Raw genomic sequence first — 25622 nt, 5'->3', positions numbered from 1 at the left:
TTGTTGTGTAATATATTATTGTTTTGTATGAATAAATTTATGCGCTAATTTGAATATTGCATGCTTCAAAGGCGCTACGCAAGCGGCGGGCAAAAGCGAGTGCGTGCTCGCCATCCCCATGAATGCATACCGTCTGGGCAGTCACGCTCGCCCATGTCCCACTTTGGCTTTTTACTCTGCCGGATTGCACCATTTCTAACGTTTGCGCCAACGCCTGCTCTTCATCCTCAATCAGTGCGCCCGGCTGACTACGCGGCACCAGGCTGCCATCGGCCTGATAACCCCGATCGGCAAACACCTCTTGACGCGTTACCAGGCCATAGTGTTCTCCAGCATGAATCAGTTCGCTTCCCGCCAGTCCCACTAAAATCAGCGACGGATCGCAGGCATGAACCGCTTTCGCAATCGCATCAGCCAGTTGAGGATCTTTCGCTGCCTGGTTATAGAGCATGCCATGCGGTTTGACATGATGCATCACACCGCCCTCCGCCCGCGTGATGGCAGCCAGCGCACCAATTTGATACAGCGTCTGCGCATACACCGTTTGCGCAGGCAGGGTCATGGCGCTACGGCCAAAATTTTCCCGATCCGGAAAGCTGGGATGCGCACCTATCGCTACGCCATTTTTTAGCGCTTCGCGCACGCTTGAGAGCATAGTTTGCGCATCGCCTGCGTGAAACCCACAGGCGATGTTGGCCGATGACACCAATTGCAGCAACGCTGCATCGTTCGCACATCCCTCACCGAGGTCTGCATTGAGATCAATTTTCATTGTTAAGCCGCCATGCTAACTGTTCCAGGTAACGCTGCTGGTCGTACCGCGCCTTCAGCGCTTCCTCCAGCGAACACTGCACAAAATGAATCGGTTGACCGAGCGGGATCTGCGCCAGATGATACATATCTGCCTCGATGATACAGGCGATGCGCGGATAACCGCCCGTCGTCTGAGCATCGTTCATCAGCACAATGGGTTGGCCATTATGTGGAACCTGCACCACGCCGGGGAGCAAGCCATGCGACAGCAGCTCGCGATCGGTCGTGCGCGTCAGCGGCTGCCCCTGAAGACGATACCCCATACGGTTACTTTGTGGGCTAAGTTGCCACGGTGAGCGCCAGAACGAAGCCTGCGATACCTCATCAAACTCCTGATATTCAGGTCCGGGCAGCGCACGAATGAGATTACCCCACATCAGTTGCTTAACACCTTGCGGCTCGCTGAATTTCCGGGTAGATACGCCAATCGCCAGTCGATCGCCATCACGCAGTAGACGCCCTTCAAACCCACCAATGCCCACTTTCAGATCGGTACTACGCGAGCCCATCACTTCAGGAACATCAATACCGCCCGCTACCGCCAGATAACTGCGCATGCCATGAAGCGGACGTTTTAGCGTCAGGCGCTGCCCGGCTTTTACCGGTAACCGCCATCCGCTCCACACGGGCGTACGATCCAGATGCGCTTCGCATCCGGCACCGGTCAGGGCAAACCAGCCATCGGCTTCAAACTCCACCACCAGTTGCCCCAGCGTGATTTCCAGCGCTGCGGCATTCGCATCATTACCCACCAGCAGGTTAGCCACGTTCAGCGCCGGTTTATCCAGCGCCCCACAGTGACTGATTCCGGATTGACGAAAACTATGACGTCCCACGTCCTGTACTGAGGTGTACATGCCAGCGCGGATGATGTTTAACATATCCCCTCCTTCTGCGGGACAAAACGCACGGTATCGCCAGCCCGCAACAGAATCGGCTCCTCCCGTTTTGGATCAAATAACGAAACGGAGGTACGCCCAATCAATTGCCACCCGCCAGGCGTGGAAAGCGGGTAGATCCCCGTTTGAGATCCACCGATACCGACAGAACCTGCCGGAACAAGCAAACGCGGTTCCGCACGTCTTGGGGTATGCAGTTGTTCAGGTAAGCTCCCGAGATAGGGGAATCCCGGCTGAAAACCGATAAACCACACCACGTAATCAACCGACGCATGAAGTTCCACAACCTGCTTGTCACTTAATCCGCTGTGCCGGGCGACCTCTGCCAGATCGGGACCGGCCTCACCGCCATAGGTAACAGGAATTTCAATAAAGCGCGAATCCGGCTCCAGTGCTTCGCTCTCTTCCCACCAGCGTTGTAGGCGCTCAATCGCATCCAGCGCCAGCGTTTGCGGGTCGCGCAAGGTCACCGTGATATTGTTCATGCCTGGAATAGCTTCCAGTACATTCGGGGCATCAACCAGACGCTGGGCCAGACGCCAGATGCGTTTCTGAGTCGCCAGCGTAATGGGTGGTTCCAGTTCAAGAACCACTGCCGTTTCACCTAACAGATAACAACGCGCTCGCTGCACTTTCGTCCCTCTTTATTACGCTGGATTAGGAATATCGATAAAAGTCACGTCCAGATCGGTATTTTCATTAAGCCAATCGCTTAATGCGCGAATGCCGCCGCGTTCGGTCGCATGGTGACCGGCAGCATAAAAATGCAGCCCCTGCTCGCGGGCTGAGTGAATGGTTTGCTCTGAAACTTCACCAGTGATAAAAGCGTCGACGCCAAACCGGGCTGCGCTATCAATAAAACTTTGACCGCCCCCCGTACACCAGGCGACGCGCTGAACTTTTTCCGGACCGGTATCACCACACCATAACGGTTTACGGCCTAAACGCGCTTCAATCCACGATGCCAACTCCAGTCCCGGAACCGGCATGGAGAGTTCTCCCCATGGCACCAGCGGTTCGATCTCACCCATCACGGTAATCCCCAACAGCGCGGCCAACTGCGCGTTATTCCCCAGTTCCGGGTGAGCATCCAGCGGCAGGTGCCAGCCATACAGGTTGATATCGTTTTCCAACAGCGTTTTCAGACGATGGCGCTTCATGCCGCGAATTACCGGAGATTCGCCTTTCCAGAAATAACCGTGATGAACGATAACCGCATCGGCCTGCAGGCGCACCGCCTCATCCAGCAGCGCCTGACTTGCGGTCACGCCGGTCACGATTTTATGCACCGTCTCTTTGCCCTCAACCTGCAAACCATTCGGCGCATAGTCGCTAATGGCGGCGCTGTTCAGTTTGTCGTTGATCAGTTGTTCCAGTTCGGTGTTTTTCATCATCGTCCTCGTAGTCATTAATTCTGCCTGCCTAATCAGCAACACAGCTTAGGTTAAAATAGCGTCCTCGCCTGCGTTCGTCGATAGCCATTTCACTGACACATCAAGAAACAATCACACCCGCTTTGAACATGATTTGCTTACCACTACGCGATCCAATTCATGTATATTTATGCAATCAGACAGCATATTGCAAAAATAATCAGATCTGTATCAAAGTTACAACTTTAAGGAAACACACTCGCGCAGTACGCTCAGCCTGTCGCGAGGCATTTACTTCGAGAAAATAATGAATAAACAAGCATCTCAACCACGGGCGATTTATTACGTCGTCGCGCTACAAATCTGGGAATATTTCAGTTTTTACGGCATGCGTGCGCTGCTGATCCTGTATCTCACTAACCAGCTCAAGTACGACGATAATCACGCATATGAACTGTTCAGCGCCTACTGTTCACTGGTCTACGTCACCCCCATTCTCGGGGGATACCTGGCAGATAAAGTGCTCGGTAATCGAATGGCTGTGATGATCGGCGCATTTTTAATGGCGGTGGGACATCTGGTATTGGGCGCAAGCGAAATGGCTCCGGCGTTCCTTTATTTGTCGCTGGCGATCATTGTCTGCGGCTACGGTCTGTTTAAATCCAACATTAGTTGCCTGCTGGGCGAGTTATATCAACCTGAAGATCCGCGTCGCGACGGTGGATTCTCTCTGCTCTACGCAGCCGGTAACATCGGTTCGATCATCGCACCCATTGCCTGCGGATACGTGCAGGAAGAGTACAGCTGGGCGATGGGCTTTGCGCTGGCTGCGATTGGCATGCTGGCAGGGTTGGTGATTTTCTTATGCGGTAATCGCCATTTCGCTCATACCACTGGCGTCAACAAGGCCGTGCTGTGTGCGAAAAAGTATATGCTGCCAAACTGGGCCTGGCTGTTAGTTCTGCTGGTTGCAGCACCGTTACTGATTACCGTCCTGTTCTGGAAAGAGTGGTCCGTTTACGCACTGATTGTTGCCACGGTTATTGGTCTGGCGGTTCTGGCGAAGATTTACCGTCAGGCGCAAACCCAAAAGCAGCGCAAAGAATTGGGGCTTATCGTCACACTGACCTTCTTCAGCTTGCTGTTCTGGGCCTTTGCTCAACAGGGCGGCAGCTCGATTAGCCTGTATATTGACCGCTTCGTAAATCGCGATATTTTGGGATATTCCGTCCCGACCGCGATGTTCCAGTCGGTTAACGCCTTTGCCGTTATGCTGTGCGGTATCGTGCTGGCCTGGGTAGTCAAAGAAAGCGTTGGCGGCAATCGTACCGTACGTATTTGGGGTAAATTCGCCCTTGGCCTCGGTTTAATGAGCGCAGGGTTCTGCATTCTGACCTTAAGCGCCCGCTGGTCCGCAGCTTACGGCCACTCTTCCATGCCGCTGATGGTATTGGGGCTGGCGGTCATGGGCTTTGCCGAACTGTTTATCGACCCGGTGGCGATGTCGCAAATTACGCGTATTGAGATCCCTGGGGTGACTGGCGTATTAACAGGCATTTATATGCTGCTGTCCGGCGCCATCGCCAACTATCTGGCAGGCGTTATCGCCGATCAGACGTCGCAAGGCTCGTTTGATGCAGCAGGCGCTATCAACTACTCCATCAATGCGTATATTGATGTCTTTAGCGAAATTACCTGGGGCGCGCTGGCCTGCGTGGTGTTGGTGCTGCTGATTTGGCTGTACCAGTCGCTTAAGTTCAGAAACCGTCCGCTGGCGGTAGAATCCTGAGTGTAAGGGCCCGATGATGTAATACTATTCGGGCCTGTTTTTTCGGGTAATTACGCATAACTTGCAGCGAGTTCCTCTTCAGTAAGCCCCGTCACTAGTAGTACCATTGCGCGATCTATTCCCTGCTCCAGCATAGTTTGCGCTATACGTAATGCGGCTTCTCGCTTTCCTACTTCTTTGCCTTGTTGTAAACCTTCCTGTAATCCATCTAACCGTAACCGCTCCGCAATAGTCATCAGCCTCTCCTTATGTTGGGGGATCCGTTGCGCCATCTCTTGCATAAACTCATTAAAGCGAGATTCATCGCCGGATCGTAGGATGTAATTAAACATCGCCTGCAGTTGCGTGTCATTAGCGCATCCAGTAAGTAGTAGCGTGGTCAGTTGTTCTATCAGCCCCATCAAATCCCGCTGACGGATATGTTTTTGCATTAATTCCAGCAGCGCCATTCGCCTGTGAGCCATGATCTCATCATCGGGTACCACCGTTATGTCTACCAACGGAAATGCGCTGGAATAAAGCTGTCTTGCCGCCACGGGGTCGGCAAAGGTATCCAGCCAGCACAATGAGTACGGATAGGGGCTTCGGCAGCCATGATAAAACAGCATCGGTATCACCAGCGGCAGTTCCTTGTGCCCTGCGTCCAGATGGCGCTGCATCGCCGCCAGCGCATAACGCAACAGACGAAAAGCCATATGTGGCTCGGCTGAACTTTGATGCTCTATCACCACATAGACATAACCGTCACCGTTGCGTGTGTGCAAAGACCAGAGCACGTCGGAGTAGCGCGAACGTAAATCCGCTTCAATAAAGCTTTCTGACTCCAGTTGCAGCGAATTCAAATCGCAAAGCATCCGCAGTTCAGCTGGCAGGTGAATGTCGAGAAAATCCCGTGCAGTTTCGGGATGATGTAAAAACGTTTTAAACACCGCATCATGCGGGGTGGAGGTCGTTGGCGTCGTCATTAATTTCCGTCATTTTCATTCAGATGACGGAAATTTACTGCTGAGAGAAAACTTGTGCAGCAGGGTATTCACGGTACTGAGCGCACGCTTCAGCGCTAAAATCACCCGACTGCAACATGTTCATTCTGTTGGAAGGTATTACGCAAAATCCACCATGCCTTTACCCTTTACGCGCCGCCTCATATGCCGACAGCGTCGCCAGCCTAGCCTGTTTATGATCCACAATCGGGCGAGGATAACTTAGTGTTACCTGCGCTTTTTCTGCCCACGACCACGGGTCATGAATGGCTTTATCCGGCACGTCGCGCAGTTCCGGCACCCACTGGCGGATAAACTCACCGTCACGGTCGAATTTTTCGCCCTGCGTCGTGGGGTTAAAGATACGGAAATACGGTGCGGCGTCGGTTCCGGTTGAGGCTGCCCACTGCCAGCCGCCGTTATTGGCCGCGAGGTCACCATCAATCAGTTGCGACATGAAATATTGTTCGCCTTTACGCCAGTCAATCAGCAGGTCCTTCACCAAAAAACTGGCGGTAATCATGCGTAATCGATTATGCATCCAGCCCGTGGCGTTGAGCTGACGCATCGCCGCATCCACAATAGGGTAACCCGTACTACCCGTTTTCCAGGCCTGCAAATGCGTCGGATTATTCTGCCATTGCACGCGATCGGTCCAGCGGATAAAGGGTTGATACCGACACAGCGCCGGATGGTAAGTCATCAGATGACGATAAAATTCACGCCAGATAAGCTCGTTCAGCCAGACGCTACCCCTGCCGCCCTCAAGCGCCTGCGGCTGCTCCGCGAGCAGTCGATTCAGGCACTGGCGCGGTGATAGTCCTCCTGTCGCCAGGCTCGCGGATAATCGACTGGTCCCGTCAATCGCTGGAAAATCACGCTGCTGCTCGTATTCTCCCGCCGCCTGCTGGCAAAACTGACGTAATTGCGCGATGGCCAACTTTTCATCTGCCGAAAACCACTGCGCATCAAAATCTTGCTGCGGGTAGCTCAGCGTGATTGATGTTAACGGTGCGTCAAGAGCGCCGCTGTCCCTCATTTTCGGCGCGCTAACGCATTCTGGAATACCGTCTTTAATCCGCTTCAGCCAGGCATTTTTAAACGGCGTGAACACTTTATACATCTCATGATTGCCGGTCATCACCGCCCCCGGGGGCAGGATCACGCTGTCGTCAAACCCTTCGCACACCACCTGAGGTAAGGACTTTTCGACGGCAGCATCACGCTGGCGTTCGTTTATTTCATATTGATAGTTATAAAATAATCGACCGACGTCATGCTGCAGGCAGACACTTTTGATGGTGTCCACGCTGGCCGCAAAATCAGCCACTTCGTAAAACAGTAAAGGGATGCCTTTTTCTGCCAGCGCTGTTTGTAACGCATTCAACTGCGCGCAGGTAAATGCCGCCTGGCGCGGGGCCATATCGTGGGCCTTCCACTGCTCGGGGGTAGCGATATATAACGCCAGCACCTGCGCAGAACGATCCCGACAAGCCGCCGCCAGCGCGAGGTTGTCGTGCAGGCGTAAATCACGCCGAAACCAGACCAAATGGGTGGTCATAACACTCCTGAAGAAAAAACTTAACGCCCGTAGCGCAAACGCAGAGCCTCTGGCCAGGGATTGAAATAGCGCTGCCCGGAGAGATAAGCATCCGGATATTCCGCCATATAGTGTTTGAGTAATGTTATTGGCGCAAGCAGCGGTTGAGTCGAACGTCGATACCCGTCAATGAGAGAGGCCAGCTCCTGCCGCTGACGAGAATTTAATTGCGTACGGAAATAGCCCTGGACATGCATCAGCACGTTGGTATGGTTGCGCCGGGAGGGAAGATGCGCCAGCAAACTCATCAGCCTTAAGCGATACTCAACAAAATAAGCCTGCAAATCTTGCCATTCGCCGATCGCCGCGACAAAACGCCCGAGTTCGCGATAGTCCGGCTGGGAATGGGCCAACAGTAATAGCTTGTAACGGCTGTGATAATCGATTAGTGCTCCGCGCGTTAACCCTTGCTGACGGATACCGTTGAGCTCGTGCAAGGCATAAATGCGCTCAACAAAATTTTCCCGAATCTGCGGGTCGTGCAAACGCCCGTCCTCTTCCACGGGAAGCCAGGGTAACGTCGACATCAGCACAGACGTAAAGATCCCTCGTCCCGCTTTACGGTTGTTTTTGCCTTCCGCGTCGTAGACCCGCACCCGTTCCATACCGCAACTAGGCGATTTTGCACAGACAATATAGCCACACAAATGCTCCAGACGATCGCTTTGTCGCTGACTAAAAGCCGTCATTACGTCTGTCAAATCACCCTCGCGCTTATCACTAAAACGCAGGGAGACAGCCTCGCCCTCTTTGACCAGATGCAGCGCAGGTCTCGGGACCGGTAACCCGATACCCATTTCAGGGCATACGGGTTCGAAAGCGACCCACGGCGACAGTTCTTCCACAGCAAAGGCCAGCCGCTTGTGCCCACCATCATAGCGAACCGCCTCCCCCAACAGACAGGCACTGATACCAACAGGGATTTTCTCGCTCATGATCGCTCCTTTCTCATTCCTGAGATAAGTGTAGCTATCATGAACAAAAAAGCCGCTGATATCAGCGGCTTTTGGGGATTTATTAGCTATCAGTAGAAATCGCAGGTGGCTTTTTCAGCCTGCTCCATCCACACCGGTTTATCACTGGTTTTAGACCAGACGCGGTGCAGGTAGCTGTAAAAACGGGCGCGGTCTTTCCAGAACAACATGACCGGCAGCGCCAGCACGCCCGCCACAACGGCAAAGGTACGGCGCAAGAAAACAATGTGTGCTGGATATTCTTTATAAAAGTCCATAATCCTCTCCCATATATCTGTTCGGTGAATCGCACCGGAAAAATAAACTTGGTTAACTGATGAAAATAATACCGCCTTGTGTGTAATTTTGCTACTCATCCGACCACTTATTTTTATCTATTGATGCTCCGTTTAGCTAAAAACTGTAATTAAGTTACATAAAAGTTAAATTAATACTAATCATTAGTTAAATAATGGTCTTTGCCATTTTTATACTTTTTTTACACCCCACCCACTGATTTTTGCGAAATCTTTGCAAGCAAAAATCTACGCTCTGGTTATCACATTTATGCCACTGGAGGTGCACCGTGAGTGCAGGCGTGATAACCGGCATTGTGCTGGTCTTTTTATTATTAGGTTATTTGGTGTATGCCCTGATTAATGCGGAGGCGTTCTGATGGCGGCCCAAGGATTTTTACTCATTGCCAGTTTCTTGCTGGTGCTGTTTGTCATCGCCAGACCGCTGGGCTTTGGGCTGGCTCGGCTGATCAATAATACGTCCCTGCCGGGCCTGACTGGCGTGGAGAGTTTGCTCTGGCGTGGTCTGGGCATCTCACAGCAGGAGATGAACTGGCGGCAGTATCTGTTGGCGATCCTCGCACTCAATGTACTGGGCCTGCTGGTCCTGTTTTCGATGCTGATGGCGCAAAACCTGCTGCCGTTAAATCCCCAGCAACTGCCAGGGCTTTCGTGGGATCTGGCGCTTAACACCGCGGTAAGTTTTGTCACTAATACCAACTGGCAATCCTACGCTGGTGAAACCACCTTAAGCTACTTCAGCCAGATGGTCGGGCTGACCGTACAAAACTTCCTGTCAGCGGCAACCGGGATTGCGGTGATTTTTGCCCTGACCCGCGCCTTCACGCGCCAGAGTATGAACACCTTGGGCAACGCCTGGGTCGATCTGATTCGCATTACGCTGTGGATCTTGCTCCCCATTGCATTGCTCATTGCGCTGTTCTTCATTCAGCAAGGTGTGCTGCAAAACGTGTTGCCTTATCAGCCCATCACCACCCTTGAAGGGGTTAAACAACTGCTGCCGATGGGGCCCGTCGCCTCACAGGAAGCGATTAAGATGCTTGGCACTAACGGGGGCGGTTTCTTTAACGCTAACTCATCACATCCGTTTGAAAACCCTACCGCGTTGACCAATCTGGTACAGATGCTGGCTATTTTCTTAATTCCTACCGCGCTGTGTTTTGCCTTTGGTGATGTGGTGGGCGATCGTCGCCAGGGACGGACCCTGCTGTGGGCCATGTCGCTGATTTTTGTCATCTGCGTAGCCGTGGTGATGTGGGCCGAAGTTCGGGGCAACCCGCACCTGATGGCATTCGGTGCAGACAGCAATATCAACATGGAAGGCAAAGAGAGCCGCTTTGGCGTGCTGGCCACGAGTCTGTTTTCCGTCGTGACGACAGCGGCATCTTGCGGCGCTGTCGATGCTATGCATGACTCCTTCACCGCACTGGGCGGCATGGTGCCGATGTGGTTAATGCAGATTGGTGAAGTGGTCTTCGGCGGCGTGGGTTCAGGTCTGTACGGCATGCTGCTGTTCGTGCTGCTGGCGGTATTTATCGCCGGGTTAATGATTGGCCGCACACCAGAGTATCTGGGTAAGAAAATCGACGTGCGCGAAATGAAAATGACCGCGTTGGCGATTCTGGTCACCCCTGCGCTGGTCCTGATCGGCACAGCGATCGCCATGATGACCGAAGCTGGCCGCAGCGCCATGCTTAACCCAGGTCCACACGGGTTTAGCGAAGTGCTGTATGCCGTGTCGTCCGCCTCGAACAACAACGGTAGCGCCTTCGCCGGGTTAAGCGCCAACAGCCCGTTCTGGAACTGCCTGCTGGCCTTATGCATGTTCTTCGGTCGCTTCGGCGTGATCATTCCCGTGATGGCGATTGCCGGATCGCTGGTCAGTAAAAAGATCCAGCCAGCCAGCTCCGGCACGCTACCTACCCACGGCGCGCTGTTTGTCGGGTTGTTGATCGGTACGGTGTTACTGGTTGGCGCTCTCACCTTTGTTCCTGCCCTGGCGCTTGGCCCGGTCGCAGAATACCTGTCATTACACTGAGTGATGCGGAGCACATTACTATGAGTCGCAAGCAACTGGCGCTGTTCGAACCCTCTCTGGTCGCACAGGCGCTGATGGACGCCGTGAAAAAATTAAGCCCACATACCCAATGGCGTAATCCGGTGATGTTTATCGTCTGGTTGGGCAGTCTGTTAACGACCCTGTTAACCGTGGCGATGGCAACAGGCCATATGCCGGGTAATCCTTGGTTTACCGGTGCGATAAGTCTGTGGCTGTGGATTACCGTTCTGTTCGCCAACTTTGCTGAAGCGCTGGCGGAAGGACGCAGTAAAGCTCAGGCCAACAGCCTGAAAGGCGTCAAAAAAACCGCCTTTGCCCGCAAGCTTCGCGAGCCGAAATACGGCGCGGCAATGGATCACGTCCCTGCCGATGATTTACGTAAAGGCGATATCGTGCTGGTGGAAGCTGGCGATATTATCCCGTGTGACGGCGAGGTGATCGAAGGCGGCGCGTCGGTAGATGAAAGCGCCATTACCGGTGAATCCGCGCCGGTGATTCGTGAATCCGGTGGTGATTTCGCCTCCGTCACTGGCGGGACTCGCATCCTCTCCGACTGGTTGGTTATCGAATGCAGCGTAAACCCTGGTGAAACGTTCCTCGACCGGATGATCGCCATGGTTGAAGGTGCACAGCGGCGTAAAACGCCCAATGAAATTGCCCTGACGATCCTGTTGATAGCCCTGACCATCGTCTTTCTACTGGCTACGGCCACGCTGTGGCCGTTTTCCGCCTGGGGCGGTAGCGCGGTCAGCGTCACGGTATTGGTTGCGCTGCTGGTGTGTTTAATCCCTACGACGATAGGCGGGCTGCTCTCCGCGATTGGCGTCGCCGGGATGAGCCGCATGTTGGGTGCGAACGTCATTGCCACCAGCGGACGTGCAGTAGAAGCGGCGGGTGACGTGGATGTACTGCTGCTGGATAAAACCGGCACCATTACGCTAGGTAACCGCCAGGCTTCAGATTTTCTGCCCGCCCACGGCGTGGACGAAAAAACGCTGGCCGATGCCGCGCAGCTTTCATCCCTGGCCGATGAAACGCCGGAAGGCCGCAGCATCGTGATTCTGGCTAAACAGCGCTTTAATCTGCGTATACGCGACGTGCAATCGCTGCACGCCACCTTTGTACCGTTTACCGCCCAAAGTCGGATGAGCGGGATCAACATCGACAACCGTATGATCCGCAAAGGGTCGGTCGATGCTATTCGTCGTCACGTCGAAGCCAACGGCGGCCACTTCCCCGCCGACGTTGAGCAGAAGGTCGAAAACGTCGCACGCCTTGGCGCTACGCCGCTGGTGGTTGCTGAAGGCTCCCACGTACTTGGCGTGATTGCCCTGAAAGATATCGTAAAAGGCGGGATTAAAGAGCGTTTTGCCCAGCTGCGTAAAATGGGGATCAAAACGGTGATGATCACCGGTGACAACCGTCTGACCGCCGCCGCAATCGCCGCGGAAGCCGGAGTGGATGACTTCTTAGCCGAAGCCACACCGGAAGCCAAGCTGGCGTTGATTCGTCAGTATCAGGCGGAAGGTCGTCTGGTGGCGATGACCGGCGACGGAACTAACGACGCACCAGCCCTTGCGCAGGCCGATGTGGCAGTTGCCATGAACTCCGGAACCCAGGCAGCGAAAGAAGCGGGCAACATGGTGGACCTCGACTCCAACCCCACCAAACTGATCGAAGTGGTGCACATTGGTAAACAGATGCTGATGACGCGCGGTTCGCTGACCACCTTCAGTATCGCCAACGACGTAGCGAAGTATTTTGCCATTATCCCGGCCGCGTTCGCTGCCACCTACCCGCAGCTCAATGCGCTGAACGTGATGGGGCTGCATTCGCCGGACTCGGCGATCCTCAGCGCGGTTATCTTTAACGCACTGGTTATCGTCTTTCTGATCCCACTGGCGCTGAAAGGCGTGAGTTACAAACCGTTATCCGCTTCCGCGATGCTGCGCCGCAATTTGTGGATCTATGGCCTGGGTGGTCTGGTTGTGCCGTTTATCGGTATCAAAGCAATTGATTTACTGCTGACCCTGCTGGGTCTGGTGTGAGGTTTCTGATGAGTGGATTACGTCCTGCATTATCAACATTGATTTTCCTGATGCTTATCACCGGCGGGGCATACCCGCTGCTGACCACTGCGCTGGGGCAATGGTGGTTTCCCCACCAGGCTAACGGTTCGCTTCTCCGCGAAGGTCAGATTGTTCGCGGCTCCGAGCTCATTGGGCAACAGTTTACCGCTGCCGGTTATTTTCAGGGACGCCCCTCAGCCACAGCGGAAATGCCCTATAATCCAATGGCTTCAGGCGGCAGTAATCTGGCAGCCAGCAACCTGGAACTGGATAAACAGCTGCAAAGCCGGATTGCCGCGCTGCGTGCCGCTAACCCGCAGGCAAATCCTGCCGTTCCGGTAGAGCTGGTAACGGCTTCTTCCAGCGGGCTGGATAACAACCTGACGCCAGCTGCGGTGGCCTGGCAAATCCCCCGCGTGGCGCAGGCTCGCAACCTCAGCGTTGAAGAGGTCACACGCCTGGTTGCACAATACACGCAAAAGCCGTTGGTCAGTTTTATCGGCCAACCGGTGGTGAACCTGGTAGAACTTAATTTAGCGCTGGATAAGCACTGAGAAAAAGGACATGCATAACGAACCCTTACGCCCCGACCCCGATCGCCTGCTGGAGCAGACCACCGCTCCGCACCGGGGAAAACTGAAAATTTTCTTCGGCGCGTGTGCAGGCGTCGGTAAAACCTGGGCCATGCTGGCAGAGGCCCAGCGGCTAAGGGCGCAGGGATTAGATGTGCTGATTGGCGTGGTGGAAACCCACGGACGCAAAGAGACCGCCGCGCTGCTGGACGGTCTCAGCATTCTGCCGCTAAAGCGACAGGCGCGCCATGGTCGTCATATCAGCGAGTTCGATCTCGACGCGGCGCTGGCCCGCCGTCCGGCACTCATTTTGATGGATGAACTGGCGCACAGTAATGCGCCAGGCTCACGCCATCCTAAACGCTGGCAAGATATTGAAGAGCTGCTGGAAGCCGGTATTGACGTTTTTACTACCGTCAACGTGCAGCATCTGGAAAGCCTCAATGATGTGGTCAGCGGCGTCACCGGCATTCAGGTTCGCGAAACCGTCCCCGATCCTTTTTTCGATGCTGCTGACGATGTGGTGCTGGTCGATCTTCCCCCCGACGATTTGCGCCAGCGCCTGAACGAAGGCAAGGTCTATATCGCCGGTCAGGCGGAAAGAGCCATCGAGCATTTCTTTCGCAAAGGTAACTTGATCGCGCTACGTGAGCTGGCCCTGCGCCGCACGGCCGATCGGGTTGACGATCAGATGCGTGCCTGGCGTGGACGTCCGGGAGAGGAGAAAGTCTGGCATACCCGCGACGCCATATTGCTGTGTATTGGACACAACACCGGCAGCGAAAAGCTCGTGCGTGCCGCCGCGCGTCTGGCAGCGCGCCTCGGCAGCGTATGGCATGCAGTGTATGTCGAAACGCCAGCGCTGCACCGACTGCCCGAAAAACAGCGCCGCGCAATTTTAAGCGCCCTGCGATTAGCCCAGGAGCTGGGTGCAGAAACCGCCACCCTTTCCGATCCCGCTGAAGATAAAGCAGTAATCCGCTACGCCCGTGAGCATAATCTGGGAAAAATTGTCCTCGGACGTCCGACCACGCGACGCTGGTGGCGCAGTGATTCCTTTGCTGACAAACTGGCCCATCGCGCACCGGATCTCGACCTGATGATTGTTGCGCTCGACGAACCACCTTCGCGCCCTGTGCTGCAAACTGCAGATAGCCGCACCTTTAAGGATAAGTGGCGGGTTCAAATTCAGGGTTGCGTGGTTGCCGTCGCGCTGTGCGCCATCATTACGTTGATTGCCATGCAGTGGTTGATGGCCTTTGACGCCGCCAACCTGGTGATGGTCTATTTATTGGGTGTGGTGGTTATCGCCCTCTTTTACGGACGCTGGCCGTCAGTGCTGGCAACCTTTATTAACGTTGCCAGCTTCGATCTCTTCTTTATTGCCCCACGCGGTACGCTGGCCGTTTCCGACGTCCAGTACCTGCTTACCTTTGCCGTGATGTTAACGGTAGGGCTGGTTATCGGTAATCTCACCGCCGGAGTGCGTTATCAGGCACGGGTAGCGCGTTATCGTGAACAGCGTACGCGTCATTTATATGAGATGTCGAAAGCGCTGGCCGTCGGACGGAGCCAGCAGGATATCGCCGCCACCAGCGAACAGTTTATTGCCTCAACGTTCCAGGCCCGCAGCCAGGTTTTACTGCCCGGTGAGAACGGTAAGCTGGCCCCTCTCACTCATCAACAGGGCATGACGCCGTGGGATGACGCCATTGCCCAATGGAGCTTTGATAAAGGGCAACCGGCCGGCGCAGGCACTGACACCTTACCCGGTGTGCCATATCAAATTTTACCGTTAAAAAGCGCCGACAAAACGCATGGGTTGCTGGTTGTGGAACCAGGAAATTTACGCCAGCTGATGATCCCCGAACAGCAGCGCCTGCTGGAAACTTTCACTTTACTGGTCGCCAGTGCGCTGGAACGCCTGACGCTCACCGCCAGCGAAGAGCAGGCCCGGTTTGCCAGCGAGCGTGAAAGCATTCGCAATGCCCTGCTCGCCGCCCTTTCCCACGATTTACGCACACCGCTGACGGTGTTGTTTGGTCAGGCAGAGATCTTAACGCTGGATCTGGCAAGTGAAGGATCGCCGCACGCGCGCCAGGCCAGCGAAATTCGCCAGCACGTCCTGAATACGACCCGACTGGTTAATAACCTACTGGATATGGCGCGAATTCAGTCTGGCGGCTTTAATCTTAAGAAAGAGTGGTTAACGCTGGAAGAGGTGGTCGGCAGTGCCCTGCAGATGCTGGAGCCAGGACTCTCTGCTCCTATTAATTTGTCGCTACCCGCGCCGTTGACGCTGATCCACGTCGATGGCCCGCTATTTGAACGGGTGCTGATTAACCTGCTGGAAAACGCTGTTAAATACGCAGGTCCAGCGGCGCAAATCGGTATTGATGCCAGCGTCGATGGTGAGCATCTGCAACTGGACGTCTGGGATAATGGCCCTGGCATTCCATCGGGAATGGAGCAACGAGTTTTTGACAAGTTCTCCCGGGGAAACAAAGAGTCATCTGTACCGGGCGTTGGGCTGGGGCTGGCAATCTGCCAGGCCATTGTGGACGTGCACGGCGGTACAATTTCCGTCCACAATCGCGCACAGGGAGGAGCATGTTTCCGTGTTACACTGCCCCAGGAAATCCCCCCTGAACTTGAAGATTTTCATGAGGATATGTGACGAACGTACTGATTGTTGAAGATGAACAGGCTATCCGTCGCTTTCTGCGCACCGCGCTGGAAGCCGATGGTCTGCGTGTATATGAAGCGGAAACGCTGCAACGTGGTCTGCTGGAAGCCGCCACGCGAAAACCCGATCTCATCATTCTCGATCTCGGTCTGCCGGACGGTGACGGCATTGATTTTATTCGTGACCTGCGACAATGGAGCGCGATACCGGTAATTGTGCTTTCAGCCCGCAGCGAAGAAAGTGATAAAATTGCCGCCCTGGATGCCGGTGCCGATGACTATCTCAGTAAACCCTTTGGTATTGGCGAGCTACAGGCGCGATTGCGCGTGGCATTGCGTCGCCACGCCAGCGGCACGTCTCCCGAGCCGGTGGTGCATTTTTCCAACGTAAAAGTAGATATCGCCGCCCGACTAGTACATCGTGGTGATGAAGAGATTCATTTGACGCCGATTGAGTTTCGCCTGCTAGCGGTACTGCTGAATAATGCCGGAAAGGTACTGACGCAGCGCCAGTTGCTCAATCAGGTTTGGGGACCAAACGCCGTCGAACACAGCCACTATCTGCGAATTTACATGGGACACCTGCGCCAGAAACTGGAACTGGACCCGGCACGTCCGCGTCATTTTCTGACCGAAACCGGGATTGGTTATCGGTTCATGCCATGACGTTAAGTTGAATATAAAAAGCCGGATCAGCGTATTTGCTGTCCGGCTTTTTCATTATTCATGCCGAATAGCGACGCTAGCGTCTTATCCGGCCTACGGTTTACGCGTTCTTCAGCACTTCGCTGACGATCTCAACCGCTTCTTTTTCGATCTGCTTGCGATGTTCTTCACCGAGGAAGCTTTCGCAGTAGATCTTGTAAGCGTCTTCCGTACCAGAAGGACGCGCGGCAAACCAGCCGTTGTCAGTCATCACTTTCAGACCGCCGATAGAAGCGCCGTTGCCCGGTGCAGCCGTCAGACGCGCGGTGATCGGGTCGCCCGCCAGCGTACTGGCGCTCACCATTTCCGGAGACAGCTTAGACAGCGCCGCTTTCTGCGCGGAGGTCGCGCTTGCCTGCAGGCGGTTGTAGCTCGGTGCGCCAAAGCGAGCAGCCAGTTCGTTGTAGTGCTCCTGCGGGTTCTTACCGGTCACCGCGGTAATTTCTGCCGCCAGCAGGCACATGATGATGCCGTCTTTGTCGGTTGACCACGGTGTACCGTCGAAACGCAGGAAAGATGCCCCCGCGCTCTCTTCCCCACCAAAGCCAAAACTGCCGTCAAACAGACCGTCAACAAACCATTTAAAGCCAACCGGCACTTCAACCAGTTTACGCCCTAAATCATTCACTACACGGTCAATCATCGCCGATGACACCAGCGTCTTACCGACGGCAACATCTTTGCCCCACTGCGGACGATGCTGGAACAGGTAGTTGATCGCCACCGCCAGATAGTGGTTCGGATTCATCAGCCCTGCCGGGGTGACGATACCGTGACGGTCGTAGTCTGGGTCATTGGCAAAGGCCAGATCGAACTTGTCGCGCAGCGCCAGCAGCCCCGCCATCGCACACTCGGAGGAGCAGTCCATGCGGATTGCGCCATCTTTGTCGAGATGCATAAAGCGGAAAGTCTGATCAACGTGATCGTTAACGATAGTCAGGTTCAGGTTGTAGTGCTTAGCAATACGCTTCCAGTATTCGATACCGGAACCGCCCAGCGGATCGACACCCAGCGTCAGACCCGCTTTCTGGATCGCCGCCATGTCTACGATGTCAGCCAGTCCTTCAACAAACGGCTGAACCAGATCCTGCTCTTTCACATGACCAGATGCCAGCGCAGCGTCCAGCGACATACGCTTCACGCCTTGCAGACCTGCCGCCAGCAGCGCGTTGGCTCTGTCTTCCACCACTTTGGTGACATTGGTGTCTGCCGGACCACCGTTTGGCGGGTTGTATTTAATGCCGCCATCTTCCGGCGGGTTGTGGGACGGCGTGATCACAATGCCGTCAGCCAGCGGGCCGCCTTTTTTGTTGTGGACCAGGATAGCGTTCGATACAGCAGGGGTTGGCGTAAAGCCGTTATTTTCCTGCACGATGACGTCAACACCGTTCGCCGCCAGCACTTCCAGTACAGAGATAAAAGCCGGTTCAGACAGCGCGTGGGTATCCTTGCCCACATAGCACGGGCCAGTAATCCCGTTTTTCGCACGTTCTTCAGCAATCGCCTGGGCGATAGCCAGAATATGCGGCTCATTAAAACTATGACGACCTGCACTGCCGCGATGTCCGGACGTACCGAACTTAACAGCGTGCTCAGCGTTCCCTGCCGTTGGTTTCAGTACATAGTACTGTGCCGTCAGTTGGGCGACGTTAATCAAATCACTCTGTTGCGCAGGTTGACCTGCACGATTGTGGATTGCCATTGCCTGGTCCTTCTAATGCAAGGATTAAATTGTTCCGCAAACCTTTTCAATCAATTCCGCAGGGAATTGCATTGACTGCATGATGTGTTCAACCATGCTGCATTTACGGCCGGTATTGGTATTGGTGATCACCCAGTACGGCGTGCCTGGCACGTGCTTCGGTTTGGTTTGATTACCATTTTTCAGCAGCGTCTGTTCATCAGCTGCAAAATAAACACGCGTACGACCATGCAACGATTCCGTTGCTTCGGCGAACGCGTTTTGATCCAGTGAATAGAGTGTAGACAGCACCAGCATAAAGCGATTTACTGCTTTCTTCTGTTCCGCGTATTCGTCGGACAGCAGCAGCTCACGCATCGCGCGCACTTTATCTTTTACGGGGTTAACCGGCTTGGCTTCCACGACAGGTTGCACAGCGCGGACTTCTTTGACTATCGGAGTGACAGGCTGTGATGCGGCGGAAAATTTCAACATACGCCGTAAAATGTCGGATGCGCTCTCGCCAATATGCTTGGTGTGGCTGGCAATATAGCTATAGAGTTCATCATCAACTTCAATCGTTTTCATCTTAATCCAGTGCAGTGTTTAGCTGAATACAAGTTGTCGGGGTAAACACACGTAGTGTAAAGGCAAATCCCAACAGCGGATAGCGTCAAGCCTGGTGGCCAGCAAAACTCAGAGTAACCGTAGTTGTTGCAGCCATGTGGCAGAATGGTCAACATGATACCCTAACCCGTGAGTGTGAAAAAAAGAACTTTGCCATGAAATTGAATATCCGAGCGCAATCTGCGCAAAACCTGCACAATAATTCTCCCATCGTCCTGGTTCACGGCTTGTTTGGCAGTCTGGATAACCTGGGGATCCTGGCACGCGATCTAGTAACCGACTATGACATCATCCAGGTCGATATGCGAAACCATGGCCTCTCCCCTCGTTCACCTGAGATGAATTATCCGGCCATGGCGCAAGATCTGCTGGATACGCTGGACGATCGGCAGATCGAAAAAGCGATCTTTATTGGCCACTCGATGGGCGGTAAAGCTGTCATGGCGCTGACTGCGCTGGCTCCGGAACGTGTCGAACGGCTGGTCGCCATCGACATTGCTCCCGTTGACTACCATGTTCGCCGCCACGATGAGATTTTTGCGGCAATCAATGCCGTAACCGATGCACAAGCGTCCTCACGCCAGCAGGCGGCAAGCGTCATGCGCCAGCACCTGCAAGAGGAAGGTGTTATCCAGTTTCTGCTGAAATCCTTTGTTGACGGCGAGTGGCGCTTTAACGTTCCCGTATTGTGGGATCAATATCCGCATATCGTCGGTTGGGAAACCATTCCTGCGTGGGAGCATCCGGCGCTGTTTATCCCAGGCGGCAACTCACCGTATGTTACCGAAGCGTATCGCGAACAACTGCTGGCGCAATTCCCACAAGCTCGTGCGCACGTTATAGCAGGCGCCGGGCATTGGGTGCATGCCGAAAAACCGGAGGCGGTGCTGCGCGCCATCCGTCGTTATCTGAGCGAGCAGGCTAACTGATTAAAAACTCAGCGTCTGCGCGCGATTACGCGCGCGGGCGTTGGCGTGTCTCCCCTGCTGATGTATTATGGCGCGCTATCCATCCGGGCAGACGCCTGGCTGATTGTTTCCCCGAAGTCACCAAGATCATGGCCAAAGAACAAACGGACCGTACGACATTAGATCTGTTCGCGCAGGAGCGTCGCCCGGGACGACCCAAAACTAATCCGCTCTCGCGTGATGAACAGTTACGTATTAATAAACGTAATCAGCTTAAGCGTGACAAAGTTCGCGGGCTTAAGCGTGTCGAACTGAAACTGAACGCTGATGCCGTTGACGCTCTGAACGAGCTGGCTGAGGCACGCAACATGAGTCGCAGTGAACTGATCGAAGAGATGCTGATGAACCAACTCAGCGCATTGCGCGGTCAGGCATAGTCTGAATTTCTGCTCTAAATCATAAATCGTGTAGCACAGAGTGCAGTCCTGCGTGTTTGCTGTTTCCGCATGCCAGACTGTTCTGCTATGATTGCCCTTATCCGTGGGCAATGCGCCACCACCATTTCAATAAGTTTCAAGAGGTTATTTTACTCATGGCAATCACTGGCATCTTTTTCGGCAGCGACACCGGTAATACCGAAAACATCGCAAAAATGATTCAAAAACAGCTTGGTAAAGACGTTGCCGATGTTCATGACATTGCAAAAAGCAGCAAAGAAGACCTCGAAGGGTATGACATTCTGCTGCTCGGCATCCCAACCTGGTACTACGGTGAAGCGCAGTGCGACTGGGACGACTTCTTCCCTACCCTCGAAGACATTGATTTTAACGGCAAACTGGTTGCATTGTTCGGCTGTGGCGACCAGGAAGATTACGCAGAATATTTCTGCGATGCGTTAGGGACCATTCGCGACATCATCGAACCGCGCGGCGCAACCATCGTTGGTCACTGGCCAACGGCGGGTTATCACTTTGAAGCGTCCAAAGGTCTGGCTGACGACGACCATTTTGTCGGTCTGGCTATCGATGAAGATCGCCAACCTGAACTGACCGCAGAACGCGTAGAAAAATGGGTTAAGCAGATCTCTGAAGAGCTGCACCTCGACGAAATCATTAATGCCTGATTTCGTGTGGCGCAGATTTCCATCTGCGCCGCATCAATAGATAAAACCAATCAAAATAATTGCTACAAATTTGTAACTTTTTCGTCTGACCCTGTACAATGGCTGGATGCCAATCGGGTGTTGCACAGTGTGTTTGTCGGCGATACCACGTTTTGATTAACAATATATGCCAGAGACTTGCAGTTTTCATTTAGCCATGGCAGTTCTATAATGAATCGCATTATCTCAAGTGCAATTTCTGTCACTTCTGTTAATGAAGTGAATCGTTTAGCTACAGGACAGATTCCGCATGACTGACAACAATACCGCATTAAAGAAGGCTGGCCTGAAAGTAACGCTTCCTCGTTTAAAAATTCTGGAAGTTCTTCAGGAACCGGATAACCATCACGTCAGTGCGGAAGACTTATACAAACGCCTGATCGATATGGGTGAAGAAATTGGTCTGGCGACCGTGTATCGCGTGCTGAACCAGTTTGATGATGCCGGTATCGTGACCCGCCATAATTTTGAAGGTGGTAAATCCGTCTTCGAATTGACTCAACAGCATCATCACGATCACCTCATCTGCCTTGACTGCGGCAAAGTGGTCGAGTTCAGCGATGATTCCATCGAAGCCCGCCAACGTGAGATTGCGGCTAAACATGGCATTCGCTTAACTAACCATAGCCTCTATCTTTACGGTCACTGTGCCGAAGGCGATTGCCGCGAAGATGAGCACGCCCACGACGGCAAATAATGTAATGCTTTCTGAAAAGCCAACCATCCGGTTGGCTTTTTTTATGGGCGTTACCTGCCCTTTTCCCCTTCCCTCCGCTCCTGTGTTGCTTTAATGTAAAAATCAATTGCCCCTTCCGGAGAGTCGAAATGGAACTTCGCCAGCTACGCTATTTTGTGCGCATTGTAGAAACCGGCAGCATGGGTAGCGCGGCGCTCGATCTCAATATCGGGGTTTCGGCACTCAGCCAGCAAATGTCGCGTCTGGAAAACGAACTCGCTATTCGCCTGCTGCAGCGCACTTCGCGAGGCGTGACACCCACCAGCGCCGGACTGGCTTTTTACTCCCAGGCGCAGCTGGCGCTCCGTCACGCAGACGATGCAATCCTCGCCGCGCGTGAATCCCGGCTTTCCGGGCACGTCAGCGTCGGCATGGCTCCCAGTACCGCTTCAGTTCTCGGTATGCCTTTTATTCACGCCATGCGGGAAAGCTATAGCGATGTTCGCCTGCATGTGGTGGAAAGTCTCTCTGGTAATCTGGAACGGATGATTAATACCCGCCAGATTGATCTGGCTGTGGTGTTTCAAAAAGAAAAGATCCTGCGCTGGAGTGCCAGACCGATTCTCGAAGAACGGCTGTTTTTGATTGGGACCCATGCCCTACTGGCTGATATTACCGATGACAATATTGCCCCAGCCCAGTTGGCGAGTATTCCATTGATAATGCCCAGCCCAGGCCACGGTCTGCGCGGCAGGCTGGAAGCAATTTGTCAGGAACACTCGCTGAACATTGAGATCGCTACAGAAATTGATGGTCTGGCGCTGCTGATGCGCGCCGTGCGCAGTGGCATTGGCGCCACTCTTCAACCCGGAGCGGCGATTTCCCATCTCGATAAAGAGACGCTAAGAGTGATCGGCGTCCATAATCCGATACTTAGCCGCCCCAACTTTCTGGTGAGCCTCTCTGACGATGAGCTCACCCCGGCGGGCCTCGCAGCCCGCGTGGTGCTGACGAAAGTGATGCATCAACTGGTGGAAGCAGGAAGCTGGCCAGGTGCCATCCTTTACAATAACTAAAACCCTCTTTAGCACTACGTCATAGCGCCAGCACAAGCCGTTCGCATACATTTCAATTACAAATTTAACAATTAGTTAAATGGTAATGGAGTATACGATGGTTGATGTTCTGGTGATTGGCGGTGGCAATGCTGCCTTATGCGCTGCCCTTACCGCCCGGGAGCAAGGCGCTTCCGTTTTACTACTCGAAGCGGCTCCCCGGGAATGGCGTGGGGGAAATTCCCAACACACGCGTAACCTGCGCTGTATGCATGATGCACCGCAGGATGTGCTGGTGGAAAGCTATCCGGAAGAGGAGTTCTGGCAAGATCTGCAGCGCGTCACGGAAGGAAATACCAACGAAGCCCTGGCTCGTCTGGTGATCCGCACCTCTTCACAGTGTCGCGACTGGATGCGCCGACACGGCGTCAATTTTCAACCTCCTCTCTCTGGCGCTTTACACGTGGCGCGAACCAACGCCTTTTTTATGGGCGGTGGCAAGGCCCTGGTGAATGCCTATTATCGCAGCGCAGAAAAACTGGGAGTGCAGATCCGCTATAACACCCCCGTTCAGGCGCTTGAACTGCGTAATGGCGAGTTCGTGGCGGCGCTGGCAGGTGAAGAGCGCATCACAGCTAAATCCTGCGTGCTTGCCGCGGGCGGGTTTGAGTCTAACCGCGAATGGCTGCGAGAAGCGTGGGGAGAGAACGAGCGCGGCGAATGGCCTGCAGATAACTTTCTGATTCGCGGTACGCGCTTTAACCAGGGCGTACTGCTCAAATTTATGATCGATGCCGGAGCCGACATCATCGGCGAACCCTCCCAGTCACACTGCGTAGCCATTGACGCCAGAGCGCCATTATATGACGGCGGGATTTGTACCCGCGTGGACTGTGTTTCGCTCGGCATAGTCGTCAACCGTGACGCTGAGCGTTTTTATGATGAAGGCGAAGATTTCTGGCCCAAACGCTACGCCATTTGGGGACGACTGGTCGCCCAACAGCCCGGGCAGATTGGCTACTCCATTATCGACAGTAAAGCCATCGGCCACTTCATGCCTCCGGTCTTTCCTGGCGCACAGGCCAATACGCTGGCGGAACTGGCTCATCAGTTGGGGCTGAATGGCGAACACTTTACCCACACCGTGACGGAGTACAACAACGCCTGCCAGCCCGGCCAGTTCAACCATACCATTCTGGATAACTGCACGACAAAAGCGTTAACCCCCGCGAAGACACACTGGGCGCGACCACTGGACCAGCCGCCTTACTACGGCTATGCCCTGCGGCCAGGGATCACCTTCACCTATCTCGGGTTAAAAGTAAATGAACGCGCTGCCGTACACTTTGCCGGGCAGCCAAGCCGCAACCTGTTCGTCGCCGGAGAGATGATGGCGGGCAACGTGCTGGGTAAGGGCTACACCGCAGGCGTGGGCATGTCAATCGGTACCACTTTTGGCCGTATTGCCGGAAAAGAAGCCGCGCTGGCCGCACGTAAGGAGACTCGTCATGAGGCAGCTTGAGAAACTGATTATCGACACGCAAATTATCACCGAACCGGAAGCGGAAGTTGAACGCGTGATGCAGGTCTGCAACGCCTGTCGCTATTGTGAAGGATTTTGCGCCGTGTTCCCGGCAATGACGCAGCGCCTGGAATTCGGTAAAGCGGATATCAATTATCTGGCAAACTTGTGCCATAACTGCGGTGCCTGCCTGCACGCCTGTCAGTATGCCCCGCCTCATGAGTTTGCCATCAACGTGCAGAAGGCGATGGCAGAAGTCCGGCTTGAAACCTATCAGCACTACGCGCAACCCGCGGCCTTTGGCGCGCTTTATCGTCGCGCAGGCGTCACCGTGACGCTGGCGCTGGTTTTCAGTCTGATCCTGTTTTTACTGCTCGCCATGGGGTTAAAAGGCTCGTTACTCCATCCTCCGCTGGCCGGAGATTTCTACCAAATTTTCCCGCATAACCTGCTGGCCTGGATGTTTGGTTCGGTATTTATTCTGGCGATAGGTCTGCTGATGGCGGGCGTTATCCGCTTCTGGCGCGAGATTTCTCCCGGTATGCCACGTTCCGTCGAAATTGCTGAAGCTTCACACGATGCGCTGACACTAAAGTATCTCGATGGTGGGCACGGTAAAGGTTGTAATGAAGCAGATGATGCCTTCACTCTGATGCGCCGCCGTTTTCATCACTTCACTTTCTACGGTTTTCTGCTCTGCTTTGCCGCCACCGTGGTGGCGACGGGCTATCACTATTTCGCAGGTATAGAAGCACCCTATCCGTTCTTCAGCGTTCCGGTCATGCTGGGCACGTTGGGTGGCATTGGCCTGGTTGTCGGCCCGGCTGGCTTGCTATGGCTCAATCTCAAGCGCTCACCGCTACATGGCGACGCACGGCAAAAACCGATGGATCGCGGTTTTATTTTGCTGCTGCTGCTGACCAGTCTGACCGGTTTAGCCCTGCTGGCAGGAAGAGACTCGTCCTGGATGGCTATTTTGCTCGCCATTCACCTCGGCGTGGTCATGGCGCTCTTTCTGACCATTCCTTACGGAAAATTTGCCCATGGATTTTACCGCTGCGCAGCCTTACTCAAGTGGGCGATTGAGAAACGGCGCGGCAAACAGGCGGGGGTCACAGACAACTAACCCGCACACTCTTACCTCTATAAATATTATGATAAGACAGTGGAGCAA

The 25622-nt window shown here is 54.1% G+C and carries 25 protein-coding genes; 15 read left to right on the top strand and 10 right to left on the bottom strand.

Annotated elements, in window-relative coordinates; all coding sequences use genetic code 11:
- Positions 1-37: 37 nt before the first annotated feature.
- The 4 genes from pxpA to ybgI are packed head-to-tail and all read right to left on the bottom strand — an operon-like array spanning position 38 to position 3103.
- On the bottom strand, positions 38-772 hold the full coding sequence (gene pxpA / locus WC1_RS17105; protein ID WP_016149797.1) for a 5-oxoprolinase subunit PxpA: 735 nt from the start codon (positions 770-772) through the stop codon (positions 38-40).
- Positions 762-1694, bottom strand: coding sequence for a 5-oxoprolinase subunit PxpC (gene pxpC / locus WC1_RS17110; protein ID WP_016149796.1), 933 nt, complete (start codon positions 1692-1694; stop codon positions 762-764). The genes pxpA and pxpC overlap by 11 nt, the downstream gene beginning before the upstream one ends.
- Positions 1688-2344, bottom strand: coding sequence for a 5-oxoprolinase subunit PxpB (pxpB, locus tag WC1_RS17115; RefSeq protein WP_003835457.1), 657 nt, complete (start codon positions 2342-2344; stop codon positions 1688-1690). Before pxpB ends, pxpC begins: the two co-directional genes overlap by 7 nt.
- A gap of 15 nt (positions 2345-2359) precedes the next feature.
- On the bottom strand, positions 2360-3103 hold the full coding sequence (ybgI, locus tag WC1_RS17120; RefSeq protein ID WP_003022887.1) for a radiation resistance protein YbgI: 744 nt from the start codon (positions 3101-3103) through the stop codon (positions 2360-2362).
- A 289-nt stretch (positions 3104-3392) separates the two neighbouring features.
- Between ybgI and dtpD the strand changes: the two genes are divergently transcribed.
- Complete coding sequence (dtpD, locus tag WC1_RS17125; RefSeq protein ID WP_003835460.1) at positions 3393-4874, top strand: dipeptide permease DtpD; 1482 nt, start codon at positions 3393-3395, stop codon at positions 4872-4874.
- Between the two features lie 50 nt (positions 4875-4924).
- Here dtpD and WC1_RS17130 read toward each other — a convergent pair whose 3' ends face one another.
- From WC1_RS17130 to WC1_RS17145, 4 genes are all read right to left on the bottom strand, one after another.
- Positions 4925-5839, bottom strand: a complete 915-nt coding sequence (locus WC1_RS17130; protein WP_016149795.1) for an Rpn family recombination-promoting nuclease/putative transposase — start codon at positions 5837-5839, stop codon at positions 4925-4927.
- A gap of 160 nt (positions 5840-5999) precedes the next feature.
- A complete protein-coding gene (gene phrB, locus WC1_RS17135) occupies positions 6000-7418 on the bottom strand; it encodes a deoxyribodipyrimidine photo-lyase (protein ID WP_016149794.1) in 1419 nt (472 codons plus the stop codon).
- A gap of 20 nt (positions 7419-7438) precedes the next feature.
- Positions 7439-8392, bottom strand: a complete 954-nt coding sequence (locus WC1_RS17140) for a YbgA family protein (protein WP_003847351.1) — start codon at positions 8390-8392, stop codon at positions 7439-7441.
- 89 nt (positions 8393-8481) lie between these two features.
- Positions 8482-8688 (bottom strand): YbfA family protein, encoded by a 207-nt coding sequence (locus WC1_RS17145; protein WP_003022870.1) that lies wholly within the window; start codon positions 8686-8688, stop codon positions 8482-8484.
- 308 nt (positions 8689-8996) lie between these two features.
- Here WC1_RS17145 and kdpF point away from each other — a divergent pair, with 308 nt between their 5' ends.
- From kdpF to kdpE, 6 genes are read left to right on the top strand one after another with little or no spacing between them, the layout of a single operon-like run.
- A complete protein-coding gene (gene kdpF / locus WC1_RS0122625; RefSeq protein WP_001670793.1) occupies positions 8997-9086 on the top strand; it encodes a K(+)-transporting ATPase subunit F in 90 nt (29 codons plus the stop codon).
- Positions 9086-10765 (top strand): potassium-transporting ATPase subunit KdpA, encoded by a 1680-nt coding sequence (gene kdpA, locus WC1_RS17150; RefSeq protein ID WP_016149793.1) that lies wholly within the window; start codon positions 9086-9088, stop codon positions 10763-10765. Before kdpF ends, kdpA begins: the two co-directional genes overlap by 1 nt.
- Positions 10766-10785: 20 nt before the next feature.
- Positions 10786-12834: a potassium-transporting ATPase subunit KdpB gene (gene kdpB, locus WC1_RS17155; protein WP_003022864.1), complete on the top strand. Its 2049-nt coding sequence runs from the start codon at positions 10786-10788 to the stop codon at positions 12832-12834.
- An 8-nt stretch (positions 12835-12842) separates the two neighbouring features.
- Complete coding sequence (kdpC, locus tag WC1_RS17160) at positions 12843-13409, top strand: potassium-transporting ATPase subunit KdpC (protein WP_016149792.1); 567 nt, start codon at positions 12843-12845, stop codon at positions 13407-13409.
- 10 nt (positions 13410-13419) lie between these two features.
- A complete protein-coding gene (kdpD, locus tag WC1_RS17165) occupies positions 13420-16104 on the top strand; it encodes a two-component system sensor histidine kinase KdpD (RefSeq protein WP_016149791.1) in 2685 nt (894 codons plus the stop codon).
- Complete coding sequence (kdpE, locus tag WC1_RS17170; protein WP_003022856.1) at positions 16101-16778, top strand: two-component system response regulator KdpE; 678 nt, start codon at positions 16101-16103, stop codon at positions 16776-16778. The genes kdpD and kdpE overlap by 4 nt, the downstream gene beginning before the upstream one ends.
- A gap of 100 nt (positions 16779-16878) precedes the next feature.
- On the opposite strand, the gene pgm is transcribed toward kdpE, so the two are convergent.
- Together pgm and seqA are read right to left on the bottom strand one after the other, a co-directional pair.
- Complete coding sequence (gene pgm, locus WC1_RS17175) at positions 16879-18519, bottom strand: phosphoglucomutase (alpha-D-glucose-1,6-bisphosphate-dependent) (protein WP_003022854.1); 1641 nt, start codon at positions 18517-18519, stop codon at positions 16879-16881.
- A gap of 24 nt (positions 18520-18543) precedes the next feature.
- Positions 18544-19086, bottom strand: a complete 543-nt coding sequence (gene seqA, locus WC1_RS17180; protein ID WP_003022848.1) for a replication initiation negative regulator SeqA — start codon at positions 19084-19086, stop codon at positions 18544-18546.
- Positions 19087-19280: 194 nt separating this feature from the next.
- Here seqA and ybfF point away from each other — a divergent pair, with 194 nt between their 5' ends.
- The 8 genes from ybfF to tcuB all read left to right on the top strand — a co-directional run bounded on the left by ybfF (position 19281) and on the right by tcuB (position 25574).
- The gene (ybfF, locus tag WC1_RS17185; protein WP_049014690.1) at positions 19281-20054 is read left to right on the top strand and encodes an esterase; all 774 of its coding nucleotides are present in this window, start codon (positions 19281-19283) and stop codon (positions 20052-20054) included.
- A 128-nt stretch (positions 20055-20182) separates the two neighbouring features.
- Positions 20183-20470 carry a LexA regulated protein gene (gene ybfE / locus WC1_RS17190; protein ID WP_003022842.1) on the top strand — a complete coding sequence of 96 codons (288 nt, stop codon included), beginning with the start codon at positions 20183-20185 and terminating at the stop codon, positions 20468-20470.
- Positions 20471-20625: 155 nt separating this feature from the next.
- Positions 20626-21156, top strand: coding sequence for a flavodoxin FldA (fldA, locus tag WC1_RS17195; RefSeq protein ID WP_003022839.1), 531 nt, complete (start codon positions 20626-20628; stop codon positions 21154-21156).
- A gap of 210 nt (positions 21157-21366) precedes the next feature.
- A complete protein-coding gene (locus tag WC1_RS24620; protein ID WP_049259739.1) occupies positions 21367-21453 on the top strand; it encodes a ryhB-regulated fur leader peptide in 87 nt (28 codons plus the stop codon).
- On the top strand, positions 21446-21892 hold the full coding sequence (gene fur, locus WC1_RS17200) for a ferric iron uptake transcriptional regulator (RefSeq protein ID WP_003022836.1): 447 nt from the start codon (positions 21446-21448) through the stop codon (positions 21890-21892). Before WC1_RS24620 ends, fur begins: the two co-directional genes overlap by 8 nt.
- Before the next feature lie 128 nt (positions 21893-22020).
- Positions 22021-22947, top strand: a complete 927-nt coding sequence (tcuR, locus tag WC1_RS17205; RefSeq protein WP_016149789.1) for a tricarballylate utilization LysR family transcriptional regulator TcuR — start codon at positions 22021-22023, stop codon at positions 22945-22947.
- A 97-nt stretch (positions 22948-23044) separates the two neighbouring features.
- Entirely contained in the window at positions 23045-24448 is a 1404-nt protein-coding gene (tcuA, locus tag WC1_RS17210; RefSeq protein ID WP_016149788.1) for an FAD-dependent tricarballylate dehydrogenase TcuA, read from the top strand.
- Positions 24435-25574 (top strand): tricarballylate utilization 4Fe-4S protein TcuB, encoded by a 1140-nt coding sequence (tcuB, locus tag WC1_RS17215; RefSeq protein ID WP_016149787.1) that lies wholly within the window; start codon positions 24435-24437, stop codon positions 25572-25574. Before tcuA ends, tcuB begins: the two co-directional genes overlap by 14 nt.
- Positions 25575-25622: the final 48 nt, after the last annotated feature.

Origin of the sequence: Citrobacter sp. KTE30 (genome assembly GCF_000398825.1) — a bacterium.
Classification (GTDB): Bacteria; Pseudomonadota; Gammaproteobacteria; order Enterobacterales; family Enterobacteriaceae; genus Citrobacter; species Citrobacter freundii.
Note: the sequence above shows the minus strand (reverse complement) of the source record. Positions and strands in the feature narration are given on the sequence as shown.